The sequence below is a fragment of the Hoeflea sp. EC-HK425 genome (assembly GCF_902498795.1).
In the GTDB taxonomy this organism is placed as follows: Bacteria; Pseudomonadota; Alphaproteobacteria; order Rhizobiales; family Rhizobiaceae; genus Hoeflea; species Hoeflea alexandrii.
The window spans coordinates 74,189-93,670 of record NZ_LR701572.1; the positions used below are offsets into that span (position 1 = coordinate 74,189).

Genomic DNA, 19,482 nt, shown 5'->3' on the forward strand with positions numbered 1-19,482 from the left:
GGACCCTCCCGGGACGGCCGGGAGCGCTCGCCCCTAGGTGACCTTGGGCGGCAAGCTTTCCCGGCCTGATGGAGCACAAGACCATGATACCCCTGGCCCGCCTTCTTGCGAAGCGGCTGGCAACGTCGCTGATTGTCCTCATCGGCGTGTCCATGCTGATATTCGCCATAGCCCGGATCATTCCCGGCGACCCTGCGCGTATTGCGCTGGGACCGAATGCAACTGCCGAACAGATCGCCGATTTGCGGGCTGCCCTGCATCTCAACGATCATATCGTCGTCCAGTACGGTCATTTCGTCGCCGACGTTGCCCGGGGCGATCTCGGTGTTTCTCTCTACACCAACCGGCCGGTGACAGCCGATATCGCGCTTTATCTGCCGGCGACGCTGGAGCTTGTGCTGGTTGCCGGTCTGATGATGGTCGGTATCGGTTTGCCGCTCGGCATCTGGTCGGCGCGCTGGCGCGGGCGGGCGGCGGACAACATGATCCGGCTGGTCTCGCTGCTCGGGGTGTCGGCGCCAAGCTTTGTCTGGGCGGTGATCCTGATGCTGCTGTTTGCCTTTTATCTGCCGCTGTTTCCGATCGCCGGCCGTATCTCCGACAGCTATGCGATTTCCTCCGTAACCGGTTTCCTTCTGATCGATACGTTGCTCCAGGGAGACGTTCGCGCCTTTGGCAACGCCGCCTGGCACATCGTGCTGCCGGCATTCGCGCTGGCCCTGTCGGGTATCGGCCAGGCGGCGCGGCTGACCCGCGCCAACATGGTGGAAACCTACGACAAGCCCTATATCGAAATGGCGCAGTCCTTCGGCTTTCCTGCGCGCCGAATTGCCAATCACTACGCGTTCCGCCCGTCGCTGATCCCGTCGCTGACAATCATCGGCCTCGATTTCGCGGCCATGCTCGGCAACGCGTTTCTGGTCGAGGCGATCTTTGCCTGGCCGGGCCTGTCGCGCTACGGCGTGGCGGTGATCCTGCGTAAGGATCTCAACGCCATTGTCGGCACGGTGCTGATCATCTCGGCCACCTTCCTGCTGGTCAACATCATCGTCGATCTGCTGATCGCACTTCTCAATCCCCGCATTCGCTACTCTCAGAGGCCGGCATGAAACGCACCCTTGCCATCCTTCTGGCCAATCCGCTCTCGCTGCTGGGCGTTGTCCTGGTCTCGGTGGTGATCCTCTCCGCAGTGTTTGCCGATTTCATCGCGCCGTTTCCCGAGCACAGTGGCGCGGTGGTGGATTTCGCCAACTTCAACAAGCCGCCCGAATGGCCCTACATCTTCGGGACCGACCTTGTCGGACGCGACATGTTCAGCCGTATCCTCTACGCCTACCGGATCTCCCTGATTCTGGGCATTGTGGTGCTGGCCATTGCCGTTCCGATCGGCGTCACCATCGGCCTGGTGGCCGGATATCTCGGCGGCTGGACCGAGTATCTGCTGATGCGGCTCACCGACGTGTTCCTGTCCGTGCCGCCGCTGGTGCTGGCGATGTCGATCATGGGCGTGCTGCAGCCGACGCTGGCCAACGGCATGCTGGCCGTGACCGCCATGTGGTGGCCCTGGTACACGCGTCTTGTCTACAACATCACCCGCGGGGAGAAGGAAGAGGGCTATGTGCTCGCCGCCGAAGTGATAGGTGCGTCCAGGGCCCACATCATCTTTCGCGAGATCCTGCCCAATTGCGTGCCCGCGATTATCACCAAGATGACGCTGGACATGGGCTTTGTCATCCTGATCGCCTCGTCACTGTCCTTCCTCGGGCTGGGCGTCCAGCCGCCGACGCCGGATCTGGGCTCGATGGTGGCCGATGGTGCCAAGTATCTGCCCGACAGCTGGTGGCTAACCATTTTCCCAGGTCTCGCCATTCTGATTGCCGTTTTCGGCTTCAACCTGATCGGCGATGCGCTGCGTGACATTCTGGGAGCCGAGCAATGAGTACGCCGACGCTCGATATCCGGAACCTGACGCTTGGCTTCAAGGGCTATACCGGCTTCACCGAGGTGCTTCACGGGATATCGCTTTCCGTTGAACCGGGCGAACGCGTGGCGCTGGTCGGCGAATCCGGGTCCGGCAAATCGGTCACCGCCCGCATCGTGCTGGGGTTGCTTCAGGAACTGCGTTCGGCGCGGATCAGCGGCAGCGTCCTCTTCGAAGGCAGGGAGCTTGACGAGTTGAGCAAGCGCGAGCGGCACGCTTTGCGCGGCAAGGCCATGTCGATGATTTTCCAGGATCCGACATCCTCGCTCAATCCAGTGTTCCGGATCGGCGACCAGTTCCACGATGTGCTGCGCCGTGCCGATCCAAGCATAACCCGGGATGCTGCGCTCGAACGCGCCGCGGCCATTCTGGCGGAAGTCTCGGTCCGCGACGCCGAACGCGTGCTCAACGCGTTTCCGTTCCAGTTGTCCGGAGGGCTCAATCAGCGGGTCATGATCGCCATGGCGCTTGCAAACGAACCGGCGCTCTTGATTGCCGACGAACCCGGAACGGCGCTTGACGTGACCGTGCAGGCGCAGACCCTTCAGCTGATGCGCAAGCTCGTGGAAGAGCACCACACCGCGGTGCTGTTCATCTCGCACAATCTCGGCGTGGTCCGTGAATTCGCCGACCGGGTCTACGTCATCTACAAGGGCCGGATCGTCGAGCAGGGTCCGACGCGCGCGGTTTTCGAAGGCCCGCGTCATCCCTACACAAGGGCGCTGATGGCGGCGGTACCTCGGCTGACCGGTGGCGGCATTCCCGATATCGAGGAGAATTCCCCCGATTTCGGCGCGCCGCTCGAAATCCATGACGCGGAGGGCAGCGCATGAGCAGTCCGATCCTCGAACTCGATGCAGTCTCCAAGACCTTCGGAACCGGAGCCGATGCGGTCCATGCGGCGCAATCGATCTCGTTTTCCGTCAACAGGGGCGAGTGTCTTGCAATCGTCGGAGAATCCGGCTCCGGCAAGAGCACTGTCGCCAACATGATCCTTGGCATTTACCCGCCGACATCCGGCGAGATCCGCCTGAATGGTTCAGTTCTGCCTGCAGGCCGCCAGCTCGAACATCGCCGCGCCATCCAGCTGGTGCAGCAGAACCCGCTGTCTTCGCTCAATCCGAAGCGTTCGATCGGCGCTTCGCTGCGTCTGGCGCTCGATGTGCACAATATAGGCGCAAAAAGCGAACGGGCAGACCTGGTTGGCGCGCTTCTCGAAGAAGTCGGGCTTCCCGCCGATTTTGCCAAACGTTCGCCGACGGCCTTGTCTGGCGGTCAGCGTCAGCGTGTGGCAATCGCACGAGCGCTTGCCTGCCAGTCCGAAATCGTGGTGCTGGACGAACCGACTTCGGCGCTCGACGTCCTGGTGCAGGCACGGGTCCTCAAGCTGCTCAACCAGTTGCGAGAAACGCGCGATCTCACCTTTGTGTTCATCACCCATGACCTGTCCGTGGTGCGCAACATCGCCACGCGCATCGCCGTCTTCGAAAAGGGGCGGATGGTCGAACTGGGAGACACCGAAACCCTGTTTGCAAACCCTGCCCACCCTTACACGCGCCGTCTGATCAGCGCGGTACCTGTGGTGACACTTGAAGAAGCCGCGCTGCGCAGTTCGCTGGCAGCGGGCCTGGAGGAAACGACGGAATGAACCAATTGCATGATCTTGCCGACGCCTTTGCGTCTTCCGACAACCAGCCGCGGACCACATTCGAGGCCTTGTGCGCGTTTGCACAGCAGACCGTTGGCGTGAAGCTGTTTACCCTGATGACATTCGACGCCCGCACGCGTGGTGCGCAGCGGATCTTTTCAAACATGCCCGATGCCTATCCCGAACTGGGCACCAAGCCGGTCAACGAGACCTGGTGGACAAACCATGTCCTCGATGGCCACAAGACCTTCGTCGCCAATGACATTGACGCCATCGCCGAAGTCTTTCCCGACCACGAACTGATTTCATCGCTCGGCTGCCAATCGGTGATCAATGTGCCGATCATTGTCAACGGAGCGGTGTTTGGCACGATCAACTGTCTCGACGCGGCCGGCCATTACACGCCGGAGCGCGTGGCAGCTTCCGACGCTCTCAAGCTGCCCGGCGCGGCGGCCTTCCTGCTCAACCAATCCATATCATCCAGGAGTGTGCTCTAATGGGAAACAAGACCATCCGCGTTGCAACCGATGTCGGCGGCACCTTCACCGACCTGGTCTGTTTTGAAACCGACCTGACCACCGGCAAGTCCACCATACGCACGGCAAAGTCCGACACCACGCCGCCGGACTTCGAGAAGGGCGTGCTCAATGTGCTGGAGAAAGGCGGAGTCGATCCTGCGACCGTCGACTTCCTCGCCCATGGCACGACGGTCGTCATCAATGCGCTGACCGAGCGCAAGGGCGTCAAGGTCGGACTGATCACCACAGAGGGCTTCCGCGATACGTTGGAGATTGCCCGCGGCAACCGCCCGGATTTCTTCAACCTGCATTACCGCAAGCCACAGCCGTTCGTGCCACGTTACCTGCGCCGCGAACTGCCCGGACGCATGACCTACAAGGGTGTCGAGCGCGAAAAGCTGGATATGAGCGGACTTCCGGCGATCCTGAATGATTTCAAGGCTGACGGCGTTCAGGCGGTAGCGATCTGCTTCCTGCATTCCTATGCCAATCCGGCGCATGAAAAGACGGTTCAGGCCGAAGTCGAGCGGTTGTGGCCGGAAGTCGCGACCGTCTCGTCGCACCAGATCACCCGGGAATGGCGCGAGTATGAGCGCACCAACACGGCGGTACTGTCAGCCTATGTGCAGCCGGTCGCGGCGCGGTATCTCAAGCGGCTCGATGAGGGTCTCACCTCGCGCGGCTTCAAGGGCAGCCCCTACATCATGCAGTCCAACTGCGGCGTGGATTCGCTCGACGCGGTGGCGCGGGTGCCGATCACCATGGTCGAATCCGGCCCGGCATCGGGCTTCTGGGGAGCGGCCGAACTCGGCAAGATGATCGGCGAGGACAATGTGCTGGCGCTTGATATCGGCGGCACCACGGCGAAATGCTCGCTGATCGAGAACGGCCAGGTCAAGATCATGACCGATTACTGGATCGAGCGCGACCGTACCTCGGCGGGCTATCCGATCATGGTGCCGGTGGTCGACCTGGTCGAGATCGGCAATGGCGGCGGCTCCATCGCCTGGGTCGATGACTACGCCAAGCTGCATGTCGGCCCGCAATCGGCGGGCGCCGCCCCGGGGCCGGCGGCCTATGGCCGCGGCGGTACCGAGGCCACCACAACCGATGCCAATCTCTGGCTCGGCCGCATCAACAAGGACTATTTCTGCGGCGGGTCTGTCGATGCCGACATGGAGGCCGCCCAGGCATCGATCCGGGCCGTCGGCGAGAAGCTCGGAGTCGATACCGACGAGGCGGCGCGCGGCATCGTCCGCATCGCCAACAACAACATGGTCAATGCGCTCAAGCTGGTCTCGCTCAATCGTGGGTTCGATCCGCGCGATTTCACCCTTGTTGCCTTTGGCGGCGGCGGTGCGATGCATGCCGTGGCGCTGGCCCAGGAACTGGGCGTGAAGAAGGTCGTCGTGCCCGCCGGTGCCGCGGTGTTCTCGGCCTGGGGCATGATGATGTCGGATCTGCGCCGCGACTTCTTCGTCACCAGCCTCGCCGACCTCAAGCCCGACAGCGCAGCCTCCATCGAGGCGCTGTTTACAGAGACCGAGGCGCTGGCGAAGAGCCAGTTCGAGGCAGAAGGGGTTGACCCGTCCAAGGTCAAGTTCCTGCGTTTCGGCAAGTTCCGCTACCAGAATCAGGAACACACGACCGAGGTGCTGCTGGGCGATGGCGACGTCACCGCCGAACGCATCGCGGAGATCGCGGCCTCGTTCCACGATACCTATGAGCGTGAATACACCTACCGTCTCGACGCGCCCGTCGAACTGGTCGGCATTCACCTTGTGGCCTCCGCGGAGGTCGGCAAGCTGACCATGGAGAAGAAGCCTCTCGGTTCCACTGAGGCGGGTGCTGCAAGGAAGGGCGAGCGTGAGGTGGACTACGCCACCGAGGGCCGCCATCTGGCGCAGATCTATGACGGCGAGAAGCTCGAGCCCGGCATGGAATTCGCCGGTCCTGCGATCATCGAGGATCCCGGAACCACGATTGTCGTGCATCCGGGCAACCGGGTGGCAATCGACGGCTACGGCAATGTCATCATCACGCTTGCGAACTGAAAAGGGAAAACGCCATGACGACGAATGACCCGATCACCCTGGAAATCATCCAGAATTCGCTGCAATCGGCAGCAGACGAGATGTTCGCGGCGATGAAGAAGACCGCGATGAGCTCGATCATCTACGAAGTGCTCGACATGGGCACCGGCATCCTTGATGCCGAGGGCGAGATCGCCTGTTCCGGTGCGGGCATCCCGGCCTTCATCGGCGTGCTCGACAAGGCCGTCAAGGTGGTGGTCGCCAAGTATGACAAGCCCGGTGACATCGAGCCCGGCGACGTCTTTGCCACCAACGATCCCTATTATGGAGGGGTCACTCACCTCAACGACATCGTCGTCGCCATGCCGGTGTTCTTCGAGGGCAAGATCATCGCCTGGACTGCCAACATTGCCCACAATTCCGATGTCGGCGGCATGGCCCCCGGGTCGCTGACCGGTGATGCAACGGAGATCTTCCAGGAGGGGCTCAGGCTTCCGGCGATCAAGATCATCTCGAAGGGCAAGCCGATCCAGCCGGTGTTCGACATCATCAAGGTCAATTCGCGCATGCCGGATGTTCTCGAAGGCGACGTCTGGGCGGCGATAGCCTCCGTGCGCATCGGCACAAGGCGCCTGCAGGAGATCGCCGAGAAGTACAGCAGCGACACCTTTCAGGCCGCCATGACGCATTTCCAGGATTACGGCGAAAAGGTTTCGCGGGCGGAACTGGCGCATCTGCCCAGGGGCACGTTCGAACTCTCCGAAGAGCAGGATGACGGGCGTATCTTCAACGTGAAGATCACCATCTCGGACGATGAGTTCAAGGTCGATCTTCGCGACAACCCGGACCAGATGCCCAATCCGGTCAACACCAGCCGCGACGGCGTGATGGTGGCGGCGCAGATGATCTTCAAGTCGCTGACAGACCCCTATTCGCCGGCCAATGGTGGCTCGTTCCGGCCCATCACCCTTCTCACCCGTGAGGGCTCGGTCTTTCATGCCAAGGAACCTGCTCCGATCGGCTTCTATTACGAGATCGAATTGAGGGTTTACGACCTGATGTGGCGCTGCCTTGCGCCGCACATGGACGGCAAGCTGGCCGCGGGTCATTTCGCTTCGGTCTGCGGCACCTTCATCGGCGGCATCCATCCCGACACCGGCAGGCAGTACACGATCATCGAGCCGCAGATCGGCGGCTGGGGTGCAAGCCAGGGCCATGACGGCAACAGCGCCATCTTCTGTGGGTTCCACGGAGAGACCTACAATTGCCCGGCTGAGATCAACGAGGCGCGCAACGGGCTCTATGTCGACCGGATGGAGCTCAACATGGAACCCGGCGGCGAGGGCGAGTTCACCGGCGGCCGCGGCATCGTCATGGACTACCGCGTCCGTGCCGACAATGGCTTCCTGACGGCGGGCTACACGCGCTCGAAGTTCCCGGCCTGGGCGGTCGACGGAGGCCACGAGGGCTCCTCGAACTATGTCGAGTACCGGCCCAGCGACGGCGAGCCGCAGCGCTACGCCTTCGTCTCCGGCCTGCAGACAAAAAAGGATGACGTGATCCGCGTCGTCACCGGCAATGGCGGCGGCTCGGGTGATCCGAAGCGGCGTGACCCCGAAAAGGTGCGGGCCGATATCCGCAATGGCCTGATCACGCCCGAACGGGCAAAAGCCGTCTACGGCGTCGAAGCTTGACAAGGGAGCACAAAAGAGCATGACCCAAACAGCGATACGACTGAAAAACCTGCGCGCAGCCATGGCCGAGACCGGCACTGATCTGGTGGTGCTGGGCCCCGGCGCGCATATGCACTGGCTCCTGGGATTTCACCCCCATGGCGACGAACGGCCCTGCCTGCTGATGATCGGCCGAGAGCATGAGGTGTTCCTGATGCCCGCGCTGAATGCGCAGGGCACGCGGGCCGAGACCGACATCGCGTTTTGTGAATGGGCCGACGAGAACGGGCCGGATGCGGCGCTGAAGCAGGCGCTCAACCGCATCGGAGCAAAGGGAGCCGTCAAGGTGGTTCTTGACGAAACCATGCGCGCCGACTTCGCGCTTCTGGTGTTGGGCGCACTGCCCGGAGCCCGTCACGATTTTACCCTCGATACGGTCGGTGCGCTGCGCATGCGCAAGGATGCCGGCGAGTATGCGAAGCTCAAGGAAAACGCGCTTATCGACGATCGCGCCATGCAGGCCGGCCTTGCAGCTCTGAAACCGGGTGTCAGCGAGCTGGAGATTGCCGACGTCATCCGTGCCGAGTTCGGCAAGCATGGCGCAAAGCCGGAATTCACCATCGTCGGTTCAGGCCCGAACGGCGCTTTTCCGCACCATGCCACCGGCAACCGCAAGCTCCAGGCCGGCGATGCCGTGGTCATCGACATCGGTGGCCGCAAGGACGGGTTCCCGAGCGACATGACCCGCATGGCGGTCATCGGGCACGCGCCGGAAGGTTATGACGAGGTGCATGCCATTGTCGAACGCGCGGTCTCAGCCGCACTGGCTGCGGCACGCCCGGGCGTCAAGGCCATGGATGTGGATGCGGCGGCGCGCAATGTCATCGCCGGGGCCGGCTATGGCGAGTATTTCGTTCATAGGCTCGGCCACGGGTTGGGCATCGAGGTGCACGAGCCGCCTTATCTGACATCGACGTCACAGTCCGTGCTCGACGAGGGGATGGTGTTCTCCATTGAGCCCGGGATCTATCTTCCCGGCCGCTTCGGCCTCCGGCTCGAGGACATCGTCATCCTGCGCGCCGACGGCCCCGAGATCCTGTCGTCGCTTCCACGCGATCTTCATGTGGCTCCCGCATGACAGGGCCCGTGCATGATCCGATCACCTTCAGCGTGATCCAGGCCGGGCTGACGGCGGCGGCGGACGAGATGTTTGCCGTGCTGAAGAAGACGGCGATGAGCCCGATCATCTACGAGGTGCTCGATGTCGGCACCGGCATCACCGACGCCCGGGGCGAACTGGTGTCATCGGGCGCGGGCATTCCCACCTTTGTCGGCGTGCTCGACAAGGCGGTCAAGCGCATCCTCGAAATCGAAGGTGCAAGCAATGTGCGCGAGGGCGATCTCTTCGTCACCAATGATCCGTCCTATGGCGGGGTGACGCATCTCAACGACGTGGTGATCGCCATGCCGGTGTTTGCAAAAAGTGAACTCGTCGCATGGACGGCCTCGATCGCGCACTGGAACGATATCGGCGGCATGACACCGGGATCGATGTCGACCACGGCGAGCGAGATCTTCCAGGAAGGCCTGCGGCTGCCGGCGGTGCGCCTGTTCGACGGGGGCGAATTGTTGCAGCCGGTGTTCGACATCATCATGGCCAATTCGCGCTTGCCGGATTTCGTGCGCGGCGATCTCTGGGCGCAGGTGGCTGCCAGCCGCAGGGCTTCATCCCGTGTAGCGCAACTGGTGGAGACCTATGGCCTCGACACTTTCAAGACAGCGCTCGAAAACCTGTTCGAGGAGGGCGAGCGGCGCGCCCGCGCCGGCCTGGCGCTGTTGCCGAAGGGCACCTTTCGGATCGAGGAGGAACAGGATGATGGCGCGCACTGGCAGGCCGAGATCCGGATCACCGACGACACGTTCACGGTGGACCTTTCGGGCAATCCGGACCAGCGGGCGGCACCCTACAACACCAGCCGCGACGGGGCGGTGATCTCCTCGCAGATGATCTTCCGGGCCCTGTCGGATCCGACGCTCGCGGCCAATGCGGGTTCGTTCAGGCCGTTGAAGGTGATCACCCGGGAGGGCACCATCTTCCATGCCACCGGCACCGCGCCGCATGGCTATTATTTCGAAACCCGCATCCGGCTCTACGACATGCTATGGCAATGCATGGCGCGGGCGCTGCCCGAGCGGATGCCGGCCGGCCATTTCGCCTCGATCTGCGGAACGCTTCTGGCGGGCGACCACCCCGACACCGGCCGCCGTTTCACCATGGTCGAGCCGCAAATGGGTGGCTGGGGCGCGACAGCCGAGCGTGACGGGCTGGACGCGATGTATTCGGCCAGCCATGGCGAGACCTTCAACTGCCCGGTCGAGATCTGCGAGACCCGCTACGGCATCGATGTCGGCTACAAGCGGCTCAACGAAAGCGCTGACGGACATGGTCAACATGCCGGCGGCAAGGGCCTGTCGGTTTCCTACAAGCCGCGCGGACGCACCGTGCTTGCGGGCGGCTACAGCCGCAACCGGGTTCCCGTCTGGGGCCTGAACGGCGGCGAAAACGGTGGCACCAATGCGATTGCGGTCACACGCAGTGATGGATCAAGCGAAAACTACGCCTTTGTCAGCGGTCTTGTGATCGAGTCCGGCGATGAAATCACGATTTCGACCGCCAATGGCGGTGGATGGGGCAAACCAACGGGTGGAAACGGACGAAACATGTTCCCGCGAGGCTGATTGCGAGCGGCTGCAGGAGAAGCAGGCCTTGCATTTCCGGAAATCAGAAACACTATGATTTTGTGGAGATCGAATGGTGGGCGTAACAGGGATTGAACCTGTGACCCCTACAATGTCAATGTAGTGCTCTCCCGCTGAGCTATACGCCCATCCGATGGGCCGCATACACCACAGAAACCCCTGCGGCGTCAATACGCAATTATTGCGTTTTTTCGGGCTGTCTGCCGAACCGGCGCAGAGGCCCGCCGGAGGGGCGGACAATCCCGCCCGGAACGGCAAAACCCGGACAGACATGCCCGGGTTTCAAGACCGGTTCGCCAGCAGGGGTGTGACAGGCGGGGCTGTTTGATCAGGCCGCGAGAATCATCTTGTTGACCTCGTCGACCAGGTCGCGGAGGTGGAAGGGCTTGGACAGGACCTTGGCGTCCTTGGGCGCCTTCGAGTCGGGGTTCAGCGCAACGGCGGCAAAGCCGGTGATGAACATGACCTTGAGATCCGGATCGAGCTCGGTGGCGCGGCGGGCCAGTTCGATCCCGTCCATTTCCGGCATGACGATATCGGTCAGGAGCAGCGAGAAGGGCTCTTCGCGCAGGCGGTCATAGGCGCTGGCGCCATTGTCAAAGGAACGAACCTCGTAACCGGCTTTTTCCAGAGCCTTGACCAGGAACCGGCGCATATCATTGTCGTCTTCCGCAAGGAGAATTTTCGGGGTCATTCTTTTTCCAAACCTGTCAGCGTGCTCTTCGAGCTCTATCTCGTCCATCTATGGAGCAGTCCAGTAAACATCAGGTGAATCGTGACGATTTTGCGATGCGTTTGTGGCGGACTGGACAGCCGTCGGGGCAACTGGCAATGTGAACGGGGCAGTTGCAGGGGCAAAGGGACAGATATGCAGGAAGCCGACAGGCCCGCCACGGGCGGCACGCCGGATGCGGGTTCAACAATGGTCGCTCCCTTCGAGATACATCGCCCCGTGCAGCAGACAGAACCCTTCGTGTTCAATTCTCCGCATTCAGGCCGGATCTACCCCGAACCATTCGTCCAGTCATCGCGGCTTGACCGCTTGTCGATACGGAGGTCGGAAGATCATTTCGTCGATGAGTTGTTTGCCGGGGTAGTTCAACTGGGCGCGCCTTTGCTGGCGGCGCAATTCCCGCGCGCCTGGCTTGATGTCAATCGCGAACCCTATGAACTCGATCCGCGGATGTTCGACGGCCCGCTGCCGCCGTTTGCCAATATCGGGTCGATGCGGGTTGCCGGCGGTCTGGGAACAATTCCGCGCCTGGTGGCGGAAAACATGGATATCTACCGGGGACGGCTGAGCGTGGAAGAGGGGCTTTCGCGCATCGAGCGGGTCTACCGCCCCTATCACGCCAGCCTGCGCCGGATGATCGCGCAGACTCATGTCCAGTTCGGCAAGGCGATCCTGATCGACTGCCATTCGATGCCGGCCAGTGTCCGTGTGGCAGGTGGCAGCCGCAGACCCGACATCATCATCGGCGACCGTTACGGGGCGAGCGCGGCACATGACCTGTCGCGCGCCGCGGTGTCGTTCCTGTCGGGGCTCGGCTACCACGTGGTGCGCAACAAGCCCTATGCCGGTGGTTTCATCACCGAGCACTACGGGCGGCCTTCACGCGGGTTGCATGCGCTGCAGATTGAAGTGAACCGGGGGCTTTATGTTGACGAGGCAAGGCTCGAGAAAACCTCCGGCTTTGATGTGCTCAAGGCCGATTTGACAGAATTCGCCGGCCAGATGATGGACCATGTCCGAGAAGGCTTGTCGGAAGACCGGTTGGCTGCGGAGTAACACATGTTGCGGTCCGGGACATCCTCGGCTCTTGCCCGGACCGGCGAGACGGGTCAAAAAAAACCGCGCTTGTGGGCGCGGTGAAATCTAGGGAGGAAACGCCCAAGGAGGGCATTTACAGTCAGAGACTGTATAGAAAAGCCTAATGCTGCAACGCACAAATGTCAATGGCTGGCGCCTTGTTCTTTGTGCGCGTGCGAAACAACTCATCCGAACTCCGGCCTGAACTTGCATTTCCGGTCAAGCCCGGCCAGGAGTGCCTTCAAAGCGGGCCCTTGGGCCCAGACACCCTCTGCGTTTCATGGAATATCCAATGCTTCCCGACATCACTGTTCTTGACGCCATTGCCGAAGCGGCTGCTGCGGAAACGCTGCCCCGGTTTCGGATGCCGGTCGCGATCGACAACAAGCATGCGGCCGGGTTCGACCCGGTCACCGAAGCCGACAGGGCCGCCGAAAAGGCGATCCGGCAGATCATCGCCGAGAGGTTTCCCGATCACGGGATACTCGGCGAAGAGCATGGCGATGTCGGACTGGACCGGGACTATGTCTGGGTGATCGATCCGATCGATGGAACAAGGGCCTTCATTTCCGGACTGCCGGTCTGGGGCACACTGGTGGGTCTTTATCACAAGGGCAAGGCGGTGATGGGGATGATGGACCAGCCTTTCACCGGGGAACGCTTCATCGCCAGGCCGGGCGAGGCGATGGTCAGGCGAAACGGGACGACGTCCCGGCTGAGCACCCGGCAGGGTGTGCCCCTCGATCAGGCGATCATGATGACGACTTCGCCGAAGATCTTCTCCGAGGCGCATGAACCGCGCTACAAGCGGGTCGAGGACAGCGTCCGATTGGCCCGGTACGGATGCGATTGCTACGCCTATGCGATGGTGGCGTCCGGCTACATCGATCTCGTCGTCGAAGCCGATCTCAAGGCCTATGACGTTGGCGGGCTGATCCCGCTGGTCGAGGAGGCGGGCGGCGTGATGACGACCTGGAGCGGTGGTCGTCCGGAAATGGGCGGCACGATCGTGGCCAGCGGTTCCGCCGCCCTGCATGAAACGGTTCTGGACCTGCTCAACCGGAACTGACGGCGGCCGGTGCGTCCGATGCCTGGTCCGGCGGGATGAAGGCATCGATGGCAGCCAGGGTCGGGATGCGGTAGCGATCAGCTTCCTGCAGCAGCTCATGGCGGGCGCCATCGATCACGATTGCCCGACCGGCACGGAAGCGGTTGCCAAGGTTTTCTATGGCCTGCGGTGCAACGATGCGGTCATTGCCGGCACCGATCAGCAAGGTCGGGACCTTGATCCGGTCAAGATGCTCGAACCTGGTGACGCGATCGATCGCGTTGAGCATCTCGCTGATCCAGCCAAGGCTTGGTGGACCGAGCCTGAGTTCGGGATGGCTGGTGTAGAGCGCCCGGTTGCGTGCAAACCGTTCGATATCGGTCGTGAGAGGATTGCCGTCGAATGGTCTTGGAAAGCTGTCTCTGCCCGAACCAACCCAGCCCAACCCGATCATGCGCATCAGCCTGGTCATCATGCGCAGGCTCCAGGTCGGCAGAGGCTGATTTGACAGCTCAATGAAGGGAGCTGTCAGGACCATGCGCTCTATCCGGTTCGACAGTTGCGGCGCCATGGAAAGTGCGACCAGCGCGCCCATGGAATGGGCGACGAGGCAGAAAGGCAGCCGTGTTTCGGGCAGCACGATGGATTCCAGAAACCCCGACAGGTCCGCTTCAAAGTCTCGGAAACGGCGCACATGCCCGCGCAGCGGATTTTTCACCAGTCGGTCGGACCGTCCCTGGCCCCGCCAGTCAAAGGTTGCGACCCAGAGACCGCGGCCGGTGAAATGCCGGATGGTTTCATAGTATTTTTCGATGCATTCATTGCGTCCCTGCAGCAGAACGACCGTGCCGCGCGCGACAGGCACGTCGGACTTGAAGATGGCATAGCGCAGCCTCTTGCCGCCGGATCCTTCGAACCAGCCGGCGACATGATTGCCGGGCAACGGGTTGCCTTCGGTCTCAATCAGCAGGGGAGTATCGTCACTCATGGTGCTTTCGATTAGTGCTTCGCCCCTGTTTGGTCAAAAGGAAAAGGTCACGAGACGCAAAAAGGCCGGGGCGGCCCTGCGGACAACCCCGGCCAGATGCCCGGAACAGAGGGGACGGGATGTTCCCGGCGGTTCAGACCTTGCGTGTCTGATGGGGCGAGGATAGCGATCCGCTACTGAATGCGGGCCGAACGGGCTGTTCATTGTGCGTTCACGGCCTGGGTCGTGGCGGATTGGGCTCGGTGGAAGGTCTTGAACCGGTTCAACGGAGTTCCCACATTGGTCCTGCAGGCGCCGGATACCGGGTCTGCTGGCCGGAATGCCGCCCAATGCGGGGCAGACCAGTGGCCACAACGCAAACTCAAGTCGCTCTGAAGGAGGACACCCATGCGTCACGTTGATTTTTCACCACTCTACCGTTCGACGGTCGGTTTCGACAAGCTGTTGACGATGCTCGACAGCCTTGCTCCCGCCGACCAGTCACAATCCTATCCGCCCTACAATATCGAGCGGACCGGCGAAACCACCTACCGCATCACCATGGCGGTTGCAGGTTTCGATGAAACCGAGATCTCGATCGAGGCACGCGAACACGTGCTGACGGTCAAGGGCGAGAAGGCCGAAGACACTTCGTCCGAAGGTACGGAGTTCCTGTATCGCGGGATCGCCAAGCGCGCATTCGAGCGCCGCTTCCAGCTCGCCGATCATGTCGAGGTCACCGGCGCATCGCTGCGCAACGGTCTGCTGCATGTGGATCTGGTGCGGGAAATCCCCGAGGCAATGAAGCCGAGGCGGATTGCAATCAGCAAGGATGCTGGCGGAAACCCGAAGCAGATCGAAGCCAAACAGGCCTGATCCATTCCCCCAGATGGAACAGGTTTCGTGGCGCTCAGGAGACTGAGCGCCATTTTTTCGGTCTGCAGCCTGCAGCAATTCAGGCTGCTGGAGTTTACGCGGGAGCGTAATGTGGCTTGCCGCCGCGTGCGCGGCTGAGCCATGCGTCTACGGAGAGCAGTCCCGGGCCCTTGATGATGATGACGGCAAGCGGCACCAGCCACAAAAGCCGCTGATCGGCAATGATGGCATCGGGAAAACGGTCAAACAAGGTTCCGATACTTTCGGCGCCAATCTGATGCACGGTGATGTCGACGAATGTCTGCACCGCAATGAAGCCAACCATGCCAAGTGCGGCCAGGCGTGAAAACAGACCGATGACAACGAGAAGCGGCAGGATGAACTCCGCATAGGTGCCCATGACCACTAGCAGGCCCCAGGGAAAGAACGGAACGGCGCTGACATCGCCTCCGGCAGCTTCCACCGCCGGCAGGGCGATCTGGTAGTAGGCACCCGGCGAGATCGAGAAAAATCCCAGCAGTCCGTCTCCGACCTTAGTGTTTGCCGAGTGGAGGAAGTAGTTCCACAACACCGCGGCGAAGGCGAACCGTGCGATCAGGCCAAGCAGCCAGCTGTCGCCGAGACGCTCAATCCCGGCAAAAACACGGGCATGGAGACCGGTAAGGAAGTCGATTGTCGATGTCATGAAGGGTCCTCCGAATTTGGCTCGCCGAACCAACAGGCGGAAAATACGCCGGCCTCGAGCATGGCTGAAATGGCTGATGGAAGGTCGAACTCCGGATATCGCGCGATAGTTGAATCAGCTGCCTCCCCGAGGGTGGCGCCCGAAATCAGCGCCAGGAAGAAATCGGCGGCACCTGCGGGCAGCTGGCGGACCTCGACGGAATAGGCCGGTCGCGTGATCAACCCGTCTTCGGCGTTGGCTGGCCGGATCCCATCAAGTGTTCGCTCCTCGCGACTTGCCGAGAAGATCGAGACCGCTGCAAACCGGCTCTGCACGATCCGGGTTGCCGGGTGGGGGGTGAAGGTCGTGTCAGCCAGGCGTTCGGGCGGAATGGCACCGAGGCTGCCGGGGTGCAGTGGATCGGCGTCGGCTGCATGAAAGGCATCAAGCCATGCCCGTTCCAACCGGGCCACATCCGGCAGGTAGGGATACGCGGCGAGCGGCTCGAATTGGCTTAGAAAATCCGCAAAGCCGCCGCCATACTCGAAAATGACCGGAGACCGCGGCGGCTCCTGGACAAGGTACAGCCGGGCCATGTCACGAAAGAACGTCTCGCCGACCAGACGCTGGAGCGCGGGGAATATGCCTGCAAGGGCGTCAATCAGGCTGACGGTGACATTGTTTCTGTAAATGGCAAAACGTCTGGCGGCCTTCTTGCCGTCCGGACCGGTAATGCCTTCGGGCAACGGCAGGTCAGGGTCGAGAAGCGCCGCACCGAAATCGTGCTGGCCGGAGCCGACCATTGGTTCATTCCGCGGCATGACGGGATCCGAGCAGCGAGGCCGGTCCGAGCCGGTCGAGAATGGCATCGGCGAGACGGGCTTCGCGGCGCAGCACCGGCCATTCGGGAACATCATTGTCCCATTCAATCAGCGTCGGCAGGGCGCCGGCCTGACAGATGACAGTCTCGTAGAGTTTCCAGACTGCATCGGCAACGGGGCGGTCATGGGCGTCGATCAGGATGAGATCACCCTCGTCGTCGACATCCTCGGCATGACCGGCGAGGTGGATTTCTTCCACCAGTTCCAGCGGGAAGTCGCGCAGGTAGTTCATCGGCTTCCAGCCGTGGTTGGTGGCGGAGACAAAGACATTGTTGATGTCGAGCAGCAGCCCGCAGCCGGATTTCTGGGCGATCTCGCGGATGAAATCGGTCTCGCTCATCGTCGACTGCTCGAAGGCCACGTAGGTGGACGGGTTTTCGAGCAGGATCGGGCGCCTGAGCCGGTCCTGGATCTGGCTGATATGGGCGACGACACGATCAAGCGTCTGCCGGTCGTAGGGAACCGGCAGGAGATCATTGAAATAGCCTGCATCATGGCTCGACCAGGCCAAGTGTTCGGAGACCATGCTGGGCTGGTAGCGGTCGACGACGCGGGCAAGGCGTTCCAGATGTGCCGTGTCGATGCCCTCTTCGGACCCGATCGAGAGGCCTACTCCGTGAATGGAGAGCGGGAATTCGCTACGGATCGCGGCAAGCGCGCGATGGGCGGGACCGCCTTCGCCCATGTAGTTCTCCGCGTGAACTTCAAGAAACCCTATCCTGTAGTCGTCGGCGAGAATGGAATCGACGTGGTCGGTCTTCAGACCCGCTCCCGCACGAGGCGGGAGAGGGCCGGACGGAAAACGCGAGTTTTCAACAATCGGCGGTTTGGGGGCGGACTGTGTCATTTCGTGTTTCCCGTTTTCCAGATGATTTCGGATCAGGCCGGAAGATCGCGGTCGAGCGGCTCGAGCGAGCCCATGCGGCCGCCTTCAACGCTCATCGTGGTGCAGGTGCCTGCATCGACGGTTTTCCAGGCGTTGCCCTGGAAGTCGACCTTCGAGGTGCCTGCACAAGTGGTGCCGGGGCCGGCTGCGCAGTCATTCTTGCCGGCCATGGCAACGCCATAGCACTTCTCAGTTGCGGCTGCTGCGCCCTGGGTCGATGCGAGGAAAGTTGCGCCCGAAATGGCCATCGCTACTGCGCCGGCCAGAGTGGAAGCGCCGATAAGTGCTTTGTGCGACATGGTGTTCTCCTTGGATGTTTCAAAACCATTCCCGGACTTTTCGTGTCCGGCAGGAGAACCATGACGAATTGTCGCATCACTTGGAAATCAAGCGCACGTTATCCGGCATCACTTGGCCGTGAGCCAGGCGTGATGCTGTCTATTCTTTCGACTTGCGGTTTTGCGTGGCTTTGACCGGGCTTAGCCCAAGAGGTCGACAAACTGGTCGACGTGATCCTGAGTGGTGGCGAAGCTGGTCACCAGGCGCAGCATGGTTTCTCCGGGCCCGACCAGGTGGGCGGCGGAGCGTGGCGCCGACCATTCGTAGAACATCGCGCCTTTCTTGGCGAGGTCGGCGGCGAGCGCCTTGGAGACGATCGGAAAGGTTTCATTGGCCGGGCTTTGCCAGGCTAGTCGCGCATTGTCGGAGTTTCCAATCCCGGCCTGCAGACGCGCAGACATGGCATTGGCGTGGCGGGCGGTCTCGAGCCAGAGGCCATTTTCGAAATAGGCATCGAACTGGGCGGCTATGAACCGGCTCTTGGAAAACAGGTGGGCTGCCCGCTTGCGAATGAAGGGAGCCTGTCTGGCCATATCAGTATTGAGGAAGACAAGCGCCTCGGCACACCAGCAACCGTTCTTGGTGCCGCCAAAGGAAACGATATCCACGCCAAGTTCAGATGTCATCTGTGCAGGTGTGAGGTCGAGCGCCACCAGCGCGTTGGCAAAACGGGCGCCATCCATGTGCAGCGGCAGGCCGTGGGCCTTGGCAATCCTTGAAATCGCGCGGATCTCGTCCGGCGTATAGACGGTTCCGGCTTCTGTTGCCTGGGTCAGGGTGATGGCCATGGGCTGGCCGGCATGGACGAAACCGGCCGGGAAACGGGCGATTTCCGTTTCCAGCGTTGCCGGATCCATCTTGCCCTCCGGCCCATCCACGGGAACGAGCCTCGAGCCATGGCTGAAGAATTCCGGTGCGCCGCACTCATCGGCGATGACATGCGCTTCCCGGTGGCAGAACGACACGCCGCCGGGAAGGTTGATCGCCGACAGCGCCAGCGAATTGGCGGCGGTTCCGGTGCCCACGAAGAAAACCGCAACTTCCTGCCCGAACACCTCGTTGAATGTCTTCTCGACCTTGCGGTCCAGATCGCTCGCACCGTAAGCGGGGGCAAAGCCGCTGGAATGGGCTGTCAGCGAGGCTGCGACGGCCGGGTGGGCGCCAGCCCAGTTGTCCGAGGTGAAGATCATGAGATGGGGACTCCGGTAGCTTTCATTGATGCGGCTATCGCATGATTTTTTCGGCTTTCAAAGGGCGTGTAAGCCGAAGTCGGTTGATCGGCGCCAGCCAGGCTTCCCGGCACCGGGAAGGTCGATCACCACTGATTCCGTGCTGACAACAGCAAAAAGGCGGCAAAAGGCCTCGATGCGCAATATTGTTGCGCGCATTTTGTCGCAG

At 61.8% G+C, this 19,482-nt stretch carries 19 protein-coding genes and 1 tRNA gene; 12 read left to right on the forward strand and 8 right to left on the reverse strand.

Annotated features, from left to right (window positions below):
* Window positions 1-83 precede the first annotated feature (83 nt).
* From SPHINGO391_RS03205 to SPHINGO391_RS03245, 9 genes are read left to right on the forward strand one after another with little or no spacing between them, the layout of a single operon-like run.
* On the forward strand, window positions 84-1,109 hold the full coding sequence (locus SPHINGO391_RS03205; protein WP_210385759.1) for an ABC transporter permease: 1,026 nt from the start codon (window positions 84-86) through the stop codon (window positions 1,107-1,109).
* Window positions 1,106-1,939 carry an ABC transporter permease gene (locus tag SPHINGO391_RS03210; RefSeq protein ID WP_152007475.1) on the forward strand — a complete coding sequence of 278 codons (834 nt, stop codon included), beginning with the start codon at window positions 1,106-1,108 and terminating at the stop codon, window positions 1,937-1,939. The genes SPHINGO391_RS03205 and SPHINGO391_RS03210 overlap by 4 nt, the downstream gene beginning before the upstream one ends.
* Window positions 1,936-2,814 carry an ABC transporter ATP-binding protein gene (locus SPHINGO391_RS03215; RefSeq protein WP_152007476.1) on the forward strand — a complete coding sequence of 293 codons (879 nt, stop codon included), beginning with the start codon at window positions 1,936-1,938 and terminating at the stop codon, window positions 2,812-2,814. Before SPHINGO391_RS03210 ends, SPHINGO391_RS03215 begins: the two co-directional genes overlap by 4 nt.
* The gene (locus tag SPHINGO391_RS03220) at window positions 2,811-3,629 is read left to right on the forward strand and encodes an ATP-binding cassette domain-containing protein (protein ID WP_152007477.1); all 819 of its coding nucleotides are present in this window, start codon (window positions 2,811-2,813) and stop codon (window positions 3,627-3,629) included. Before SPHINGO391_RS03215 ends, SPHINGO391_RS03220 begins: the two co-directional genes overlap by 4 nt.
* Window positions 3,626-4,126: a GAF domain-containing protein gene (locus tag SPHINGO391_RS03225; protein ID WP_152007478.1), complete on the forward strand. Its 501-nt coding sequence runs from the start codon at window positions 3,626-3,628 to the stop codon at window positions 4,124-4,126. The genes SPHINGO391_RS03220 and SPHINGO391_RS03225 overlap by 4 nt, the downstream gene beginning before the upstream one ends.
* Window positions 4,126-6,201 (forward strand): hydantoinase/oxoprolinase family protein, encoded by a 2,076-nt coding sequence (locus SPHINGO391_RS03230; protein ID WP_152007479.1) that lies wholly within the window; start codon window positions 4,126-4,128, stop codon window positions 6,199-6,201. Before SPHINGO391_RS03225 ends, SPHINGO391_RS03230 begins: the two co-directional genes overlap by 1 nt.
* 14 nt (window positions 6,202-6,215) lie before the next feature.
* Window positions 6,216-7,874, forward strand: coding sequence for a hydantoinase B/oxoprolinase family protein (locus tag SPHINGO391_RS03235; protein ID WP_152007480.1), 1,659 nt, complete (start codon window positions 6,216-6,218; stop codon window positions 7,872-7,874).
* A gap of 19 nt (window positions 7,875-7,893) precedes the next feature.
* On the forward strand, window positions 7,894-8,991 hold the full coding sequence (locus SPHINGO391_RS03240; RefSeq protein ID WP_152007481.1) for a Xaa-Pro peptidase family protein: 1,098 nt from the start codon (window positions 7,894-7,896) through the stop codon (window positions 8,989-8,991).
* Window positions 8,988-10,592: a hydantoinase B/oxoprolinase family protein gene (locus SPHINGO391_RS03245; RefSeq protein WP_210385760.1), complete on the forward strand. Its 1,605-nt coding sequence runs from the start codon at window positions 8,988-8,990 to the stop codon at window positions 10,590-10,592. The genes SPHINGO391_RS03240 and SPHINGO391_RS03245 overlap by 4 nt, the downstream gene beginning before the upstream one ends.
* A 74-nt stretch (window positions 10,593-10,666) precedes the next feature.
* Here SPHINGO391_RS03245 and SPHINGO391_RS03250 read toward each other — a convergent pair.
* Together SPHINGO391_RS03250 and cpdR1 are read right to left on the reverse strand one after the other, a co-directional pair.
* Window positions 10,667-10,741: transfer RNA gene (locus SPHINGO391_RS03250), tRNA-Val, on the reverse strand.
* A 200-nt stretch (window positions 10,742-10,941) separates the two neighbouring features.
* Window positions 10,942-11,307, reverse strand: a complete 366-nt coding sequence (gene cpdR1, locus SPHINGO391_RS03255) for a response regulator CpdR1 (protein WP_152007482.1) — start codon at window positions 11,305-11,307, stop codon at window positions 10,942-10,944.
* Between the two features lie 228 nt (window positions 11,308-11,535).
* On the opposite strand from cpdR1, the gene SPHINGO391_RS03260 reads away from it, so the two are divergent.
* Together SPHINGO391_RS03260 and hisN are read left to right on the forward strand one after the other, a co-directional pair.
* On the forward strand, window positions 11,536-12,402 hold the full coding sequence (locus SPHINGO391_RS03260) for an N-formylglutamate amidohydrolase (RefSeq protein ID WP_193217403.1): 867 nt from the start codon (window positions 11,536-11,538) through the stop codon (window positions 12,400-12,402).
* 313 nt (window positions 12,403-12,715) lie between these two features.
* The gene (gene hisN, locus SPHINGO391_RS03265; RefSeq protein WP_152007484.1) at window positions 12,716-13,492 is read left to right on the forward strand and encodes a histidinol-phosphatase; all 777 of its coding nucleotides are present in this window, start codon (window positions 12,716-12,718) and stop codon (window positions 13,490-13,492) included.
* Here hisN and SPHINGO391_RS03270 read toward each other — a convergent pair.
* The gene (locus SPHINGO391_RS03270; protein WP_152007485.1) at window positions 13,479-14,459 is read right to left on the reverse strand and encodes an alpha/beta hydrolase; all 981 of its coding nucleotides are present in this window, start codon (window positions 14,457-14,459) and stop codon (window positions 13,479-13,481) included. The genes hisN and SPHINGO391_RS03270 overlap by 14 nt on opposite strands.
* 387 nt (window positions 14,460-14,846) lie before the next feature.
* On the opposite strand from SPHINGO391_RS03270, the gene SPHINGO391_RS03275 reads away from it, so the two are divergent.
* On the forward strand, window positions 14,847-15,314 hold the full coding sequence (locus SPHINGO391_RS03275; RefSeq protein WP_152007486.1) for an Hsp20 family protein: 468 nt from the start codon (window positions 14,847-14,849) through the stop codon (window positions 15,312-15,314).
* Window positions 15,315-15,408: 94 nt separating this feature from the next.
* On the opposite strand, the gene SPHINGO391_RS03280 is transcribed toward SPHINGO391_RS03275, so the two are convergent.
* The 5 genes from SPHINGO391_RS03280 to SPHINGO391_RS03300 all read right to left on the reverse strand — a co-directional run bounded on the left by SPHINGO391_RS03280 (window position 15,409) and on the right by SPHINGO391_RS03300 (window position 19,274).
* Window positions 15,409-15,999, reverse strand: a complete 591-nt coding sequence (locus tag SPHINGO391_RS03280; protein ID WP_152007487.1) for a DoxX family protein — start codon at window positions 15,997-15,999, stop codon at window positions 15,409-15,411.
* Window positions 15,996-16,799 carry a DNA-binding domain-containing protein gene (locus SPHINGO391_RS03285; RefSeq protein ID WP_152007488.1) on the reverse strand — a complete coding sequence of 268 codons (804 nt, stop codon included), beginning with the start codon at window positions 16,797-16,799 and terminating at the stop codon, window positions 15,996-15,998. Before SPHINGO391_RS03285 ends, SPHINGO391_RS03280 begins: the two co-directional genes overlap by 4 nt.
* Window positions 16,786-17,706, reverse strand: a complete 921-nt coding sequence (locus SPHINGO391_RS03290) for a DUF692 domain-containing protein (protein WP_152007489.1) — start codon at window positions 17,704-17,706, stop codon at window positions 16,786-16,788. The genes SPHINGO391_RS03285 and SPHINGO391_RS03290 overlap by 14 nt, the downstream gene beginning before the upstream one ends.
* Window positions 17,707-17,738: 32 nt before the next feature.
* On the reverse strand, window positions 17,739-18,044 hold the full coding sequence (locus SPHINGO391_RS03295) for a DUF2282 domain-containing protein (protein WP_152007490.1): 306 nt from the start codon (window positions 18,042-18,044) through the stop codon (window positions 17,739-17,741).
* A 180-nt stretch (window positions 18,045-18,224) separates the two neighbouring features.
* Entirely contained in the window at window positions 18,225-19,274 is a 1,050-nt protein-coding gene (locus tag SPHINGO391_RS03300; RefSeq protein ID WP_152007491.1) for a low specificity L-threonine aldolase, read from the reverse strand.
* Window positions 19,275-19,482: the final 208 nt, after the last annotated feature.

Excerpts from the sequence above, each read along its gene's own strand:
- SPHINGO391_RS03280 (WP_152007487.1), bottom strand. The coding sequence starts at position 15,999 with ATGACATCGACAATCGACTTCCTTACCGGTCTCCATGCCCGTGTTTTT.
- SPHINGO391_RS03240 (WP_152007481.1), top strand. The coding sequence starts at position 7,894 with ATGACCCAAACAGCGATACGACTGAAAAACCTGCGCGCAGCCATGGCC.
- SPHINGO391_RS03245 (WP_210385760.1), top strand. The coding sequence starts at position 8,988 with ATGACAGGGCCCGTGCATGATCCGATCACCTTCAGCGTGATCCAGGCC.
- SPHINGO391_RS03285 (WP_152007488.1), bottom strand. The coding sequence starts at position 16,799 with ATGCCGCGGAATGAACCAATGGTCGGCTCCGGCCAGCACGATTTCGGT.
- hisN (WP_152007484.1), top strand. The coding sequence starts at position 12,716 with ATGCTTCCCGACATCACTGTTCTTGACGCCATTGCCGAAGCGGCTGCT.
- SPHINGO391_RS03270 (WP_152007485.1), bottom strand. The coding sequence starts at position 14,459 with ATGAGTGACGATACTCCCCTGCTGATTGAGACCGAAGGCAACCCGTTG.
- SPHINGO391_RS03295 (WP_152007490.1), bottom strand. The coding sequence starts at position 18,044 with ATGTCGCACAAAGCACTTATCGGCGCTTCCACTCTGGCCGGCGCAGTA.
- SPHINGO391_RS03225 (WP_152007478.1), top strand. The coding sequence starts at position 3,626 with ATGAACCAATTGCATGATCTTGCCGACGCCTTTGCGTCTTCCGACAAC.
- SPHINGO391_RS03210 (WP_152007475.1), top strand. The coding sequence starts at position 1,106 with ATGAAACGCACCCTTGCCATCCTTCTGGCCAATCCGCTCTCGCTGCTG.
- SPHINGO391_RS03260 (WP_193217403.1), top strand. The coding sequence starts at position 11,536 with ATGGTCGCTCCCTTCGAGATACATCGCCCCGTGCAGCAGACAGAACCC.
- SPHINGO391_RS03215 (WP_152007476.1), top strand. The coding sequence starts at position 1,936 with ATGAGTACGCCGACGCTCGATATCCGGAACCTGACGCTTGGCTTCAAG.
- cpdR1 (WP_152007482.1), bottom strand. The coding sequence starts at position 11,307 with ATGACCCCGAAAATTCTCCTTGCGGAAGACGACAATGATATGCGCCGG.
- SPHINGO391_RS03205 (WP_210385759.1), top strand. The coding sequence starts at position 84 with ATGATACCCCTGGCCCGCCTTCTTGCGAAGCGGCTGGCAACGTCGCTG.
- SPHINGO391_RS03300 (WP_152007491.1), bottom strand. The coding sequence starts at position 19,274 with ATGATCTTCACCTCGGACAACTGGGCTGGCGCCCACCCGGCCGTCGCA.
- SPHINGO391_RS03290 (WP_152007489.1), bottom strand. The coding sequence starts at position 17,706 with ATGACACAGTCCGCCCCCAAACCGCCGATTGTTGAAAACTCGCGTTTT.
- SPHINGO391_RS03230 (WP_152007479.1), top strand. The coding sequence starts at position 4,126 with ATGGGAAACAAGACCATCCGCGTTGCAACCGATGTCGGCGGCACCTTC.
- SPHINGO391_RS03220 (WP_152007477.1), top strand. The coding sequence starts at position 2,811 with ATGAGCAGTCCGATCCTCGAACTCGATGCAGTCTCCAAGACCTTCGGA.
- SPHINGO391_RS03275 (WP_152007486.1), top strand. The coding sequence starts at position 14,847 with ATGCGTCACGTTGATTTTTCACCACTCTACCGTTCGACGGTCGGTTTC.
- SPHINGO391_RS03235 (WP_152007480.1), top strand. The coding sequence starts at position 6,216 with ATGACGACGAATGACCCGATCACCCTGGAAATCATCCAGAATTCGCTG.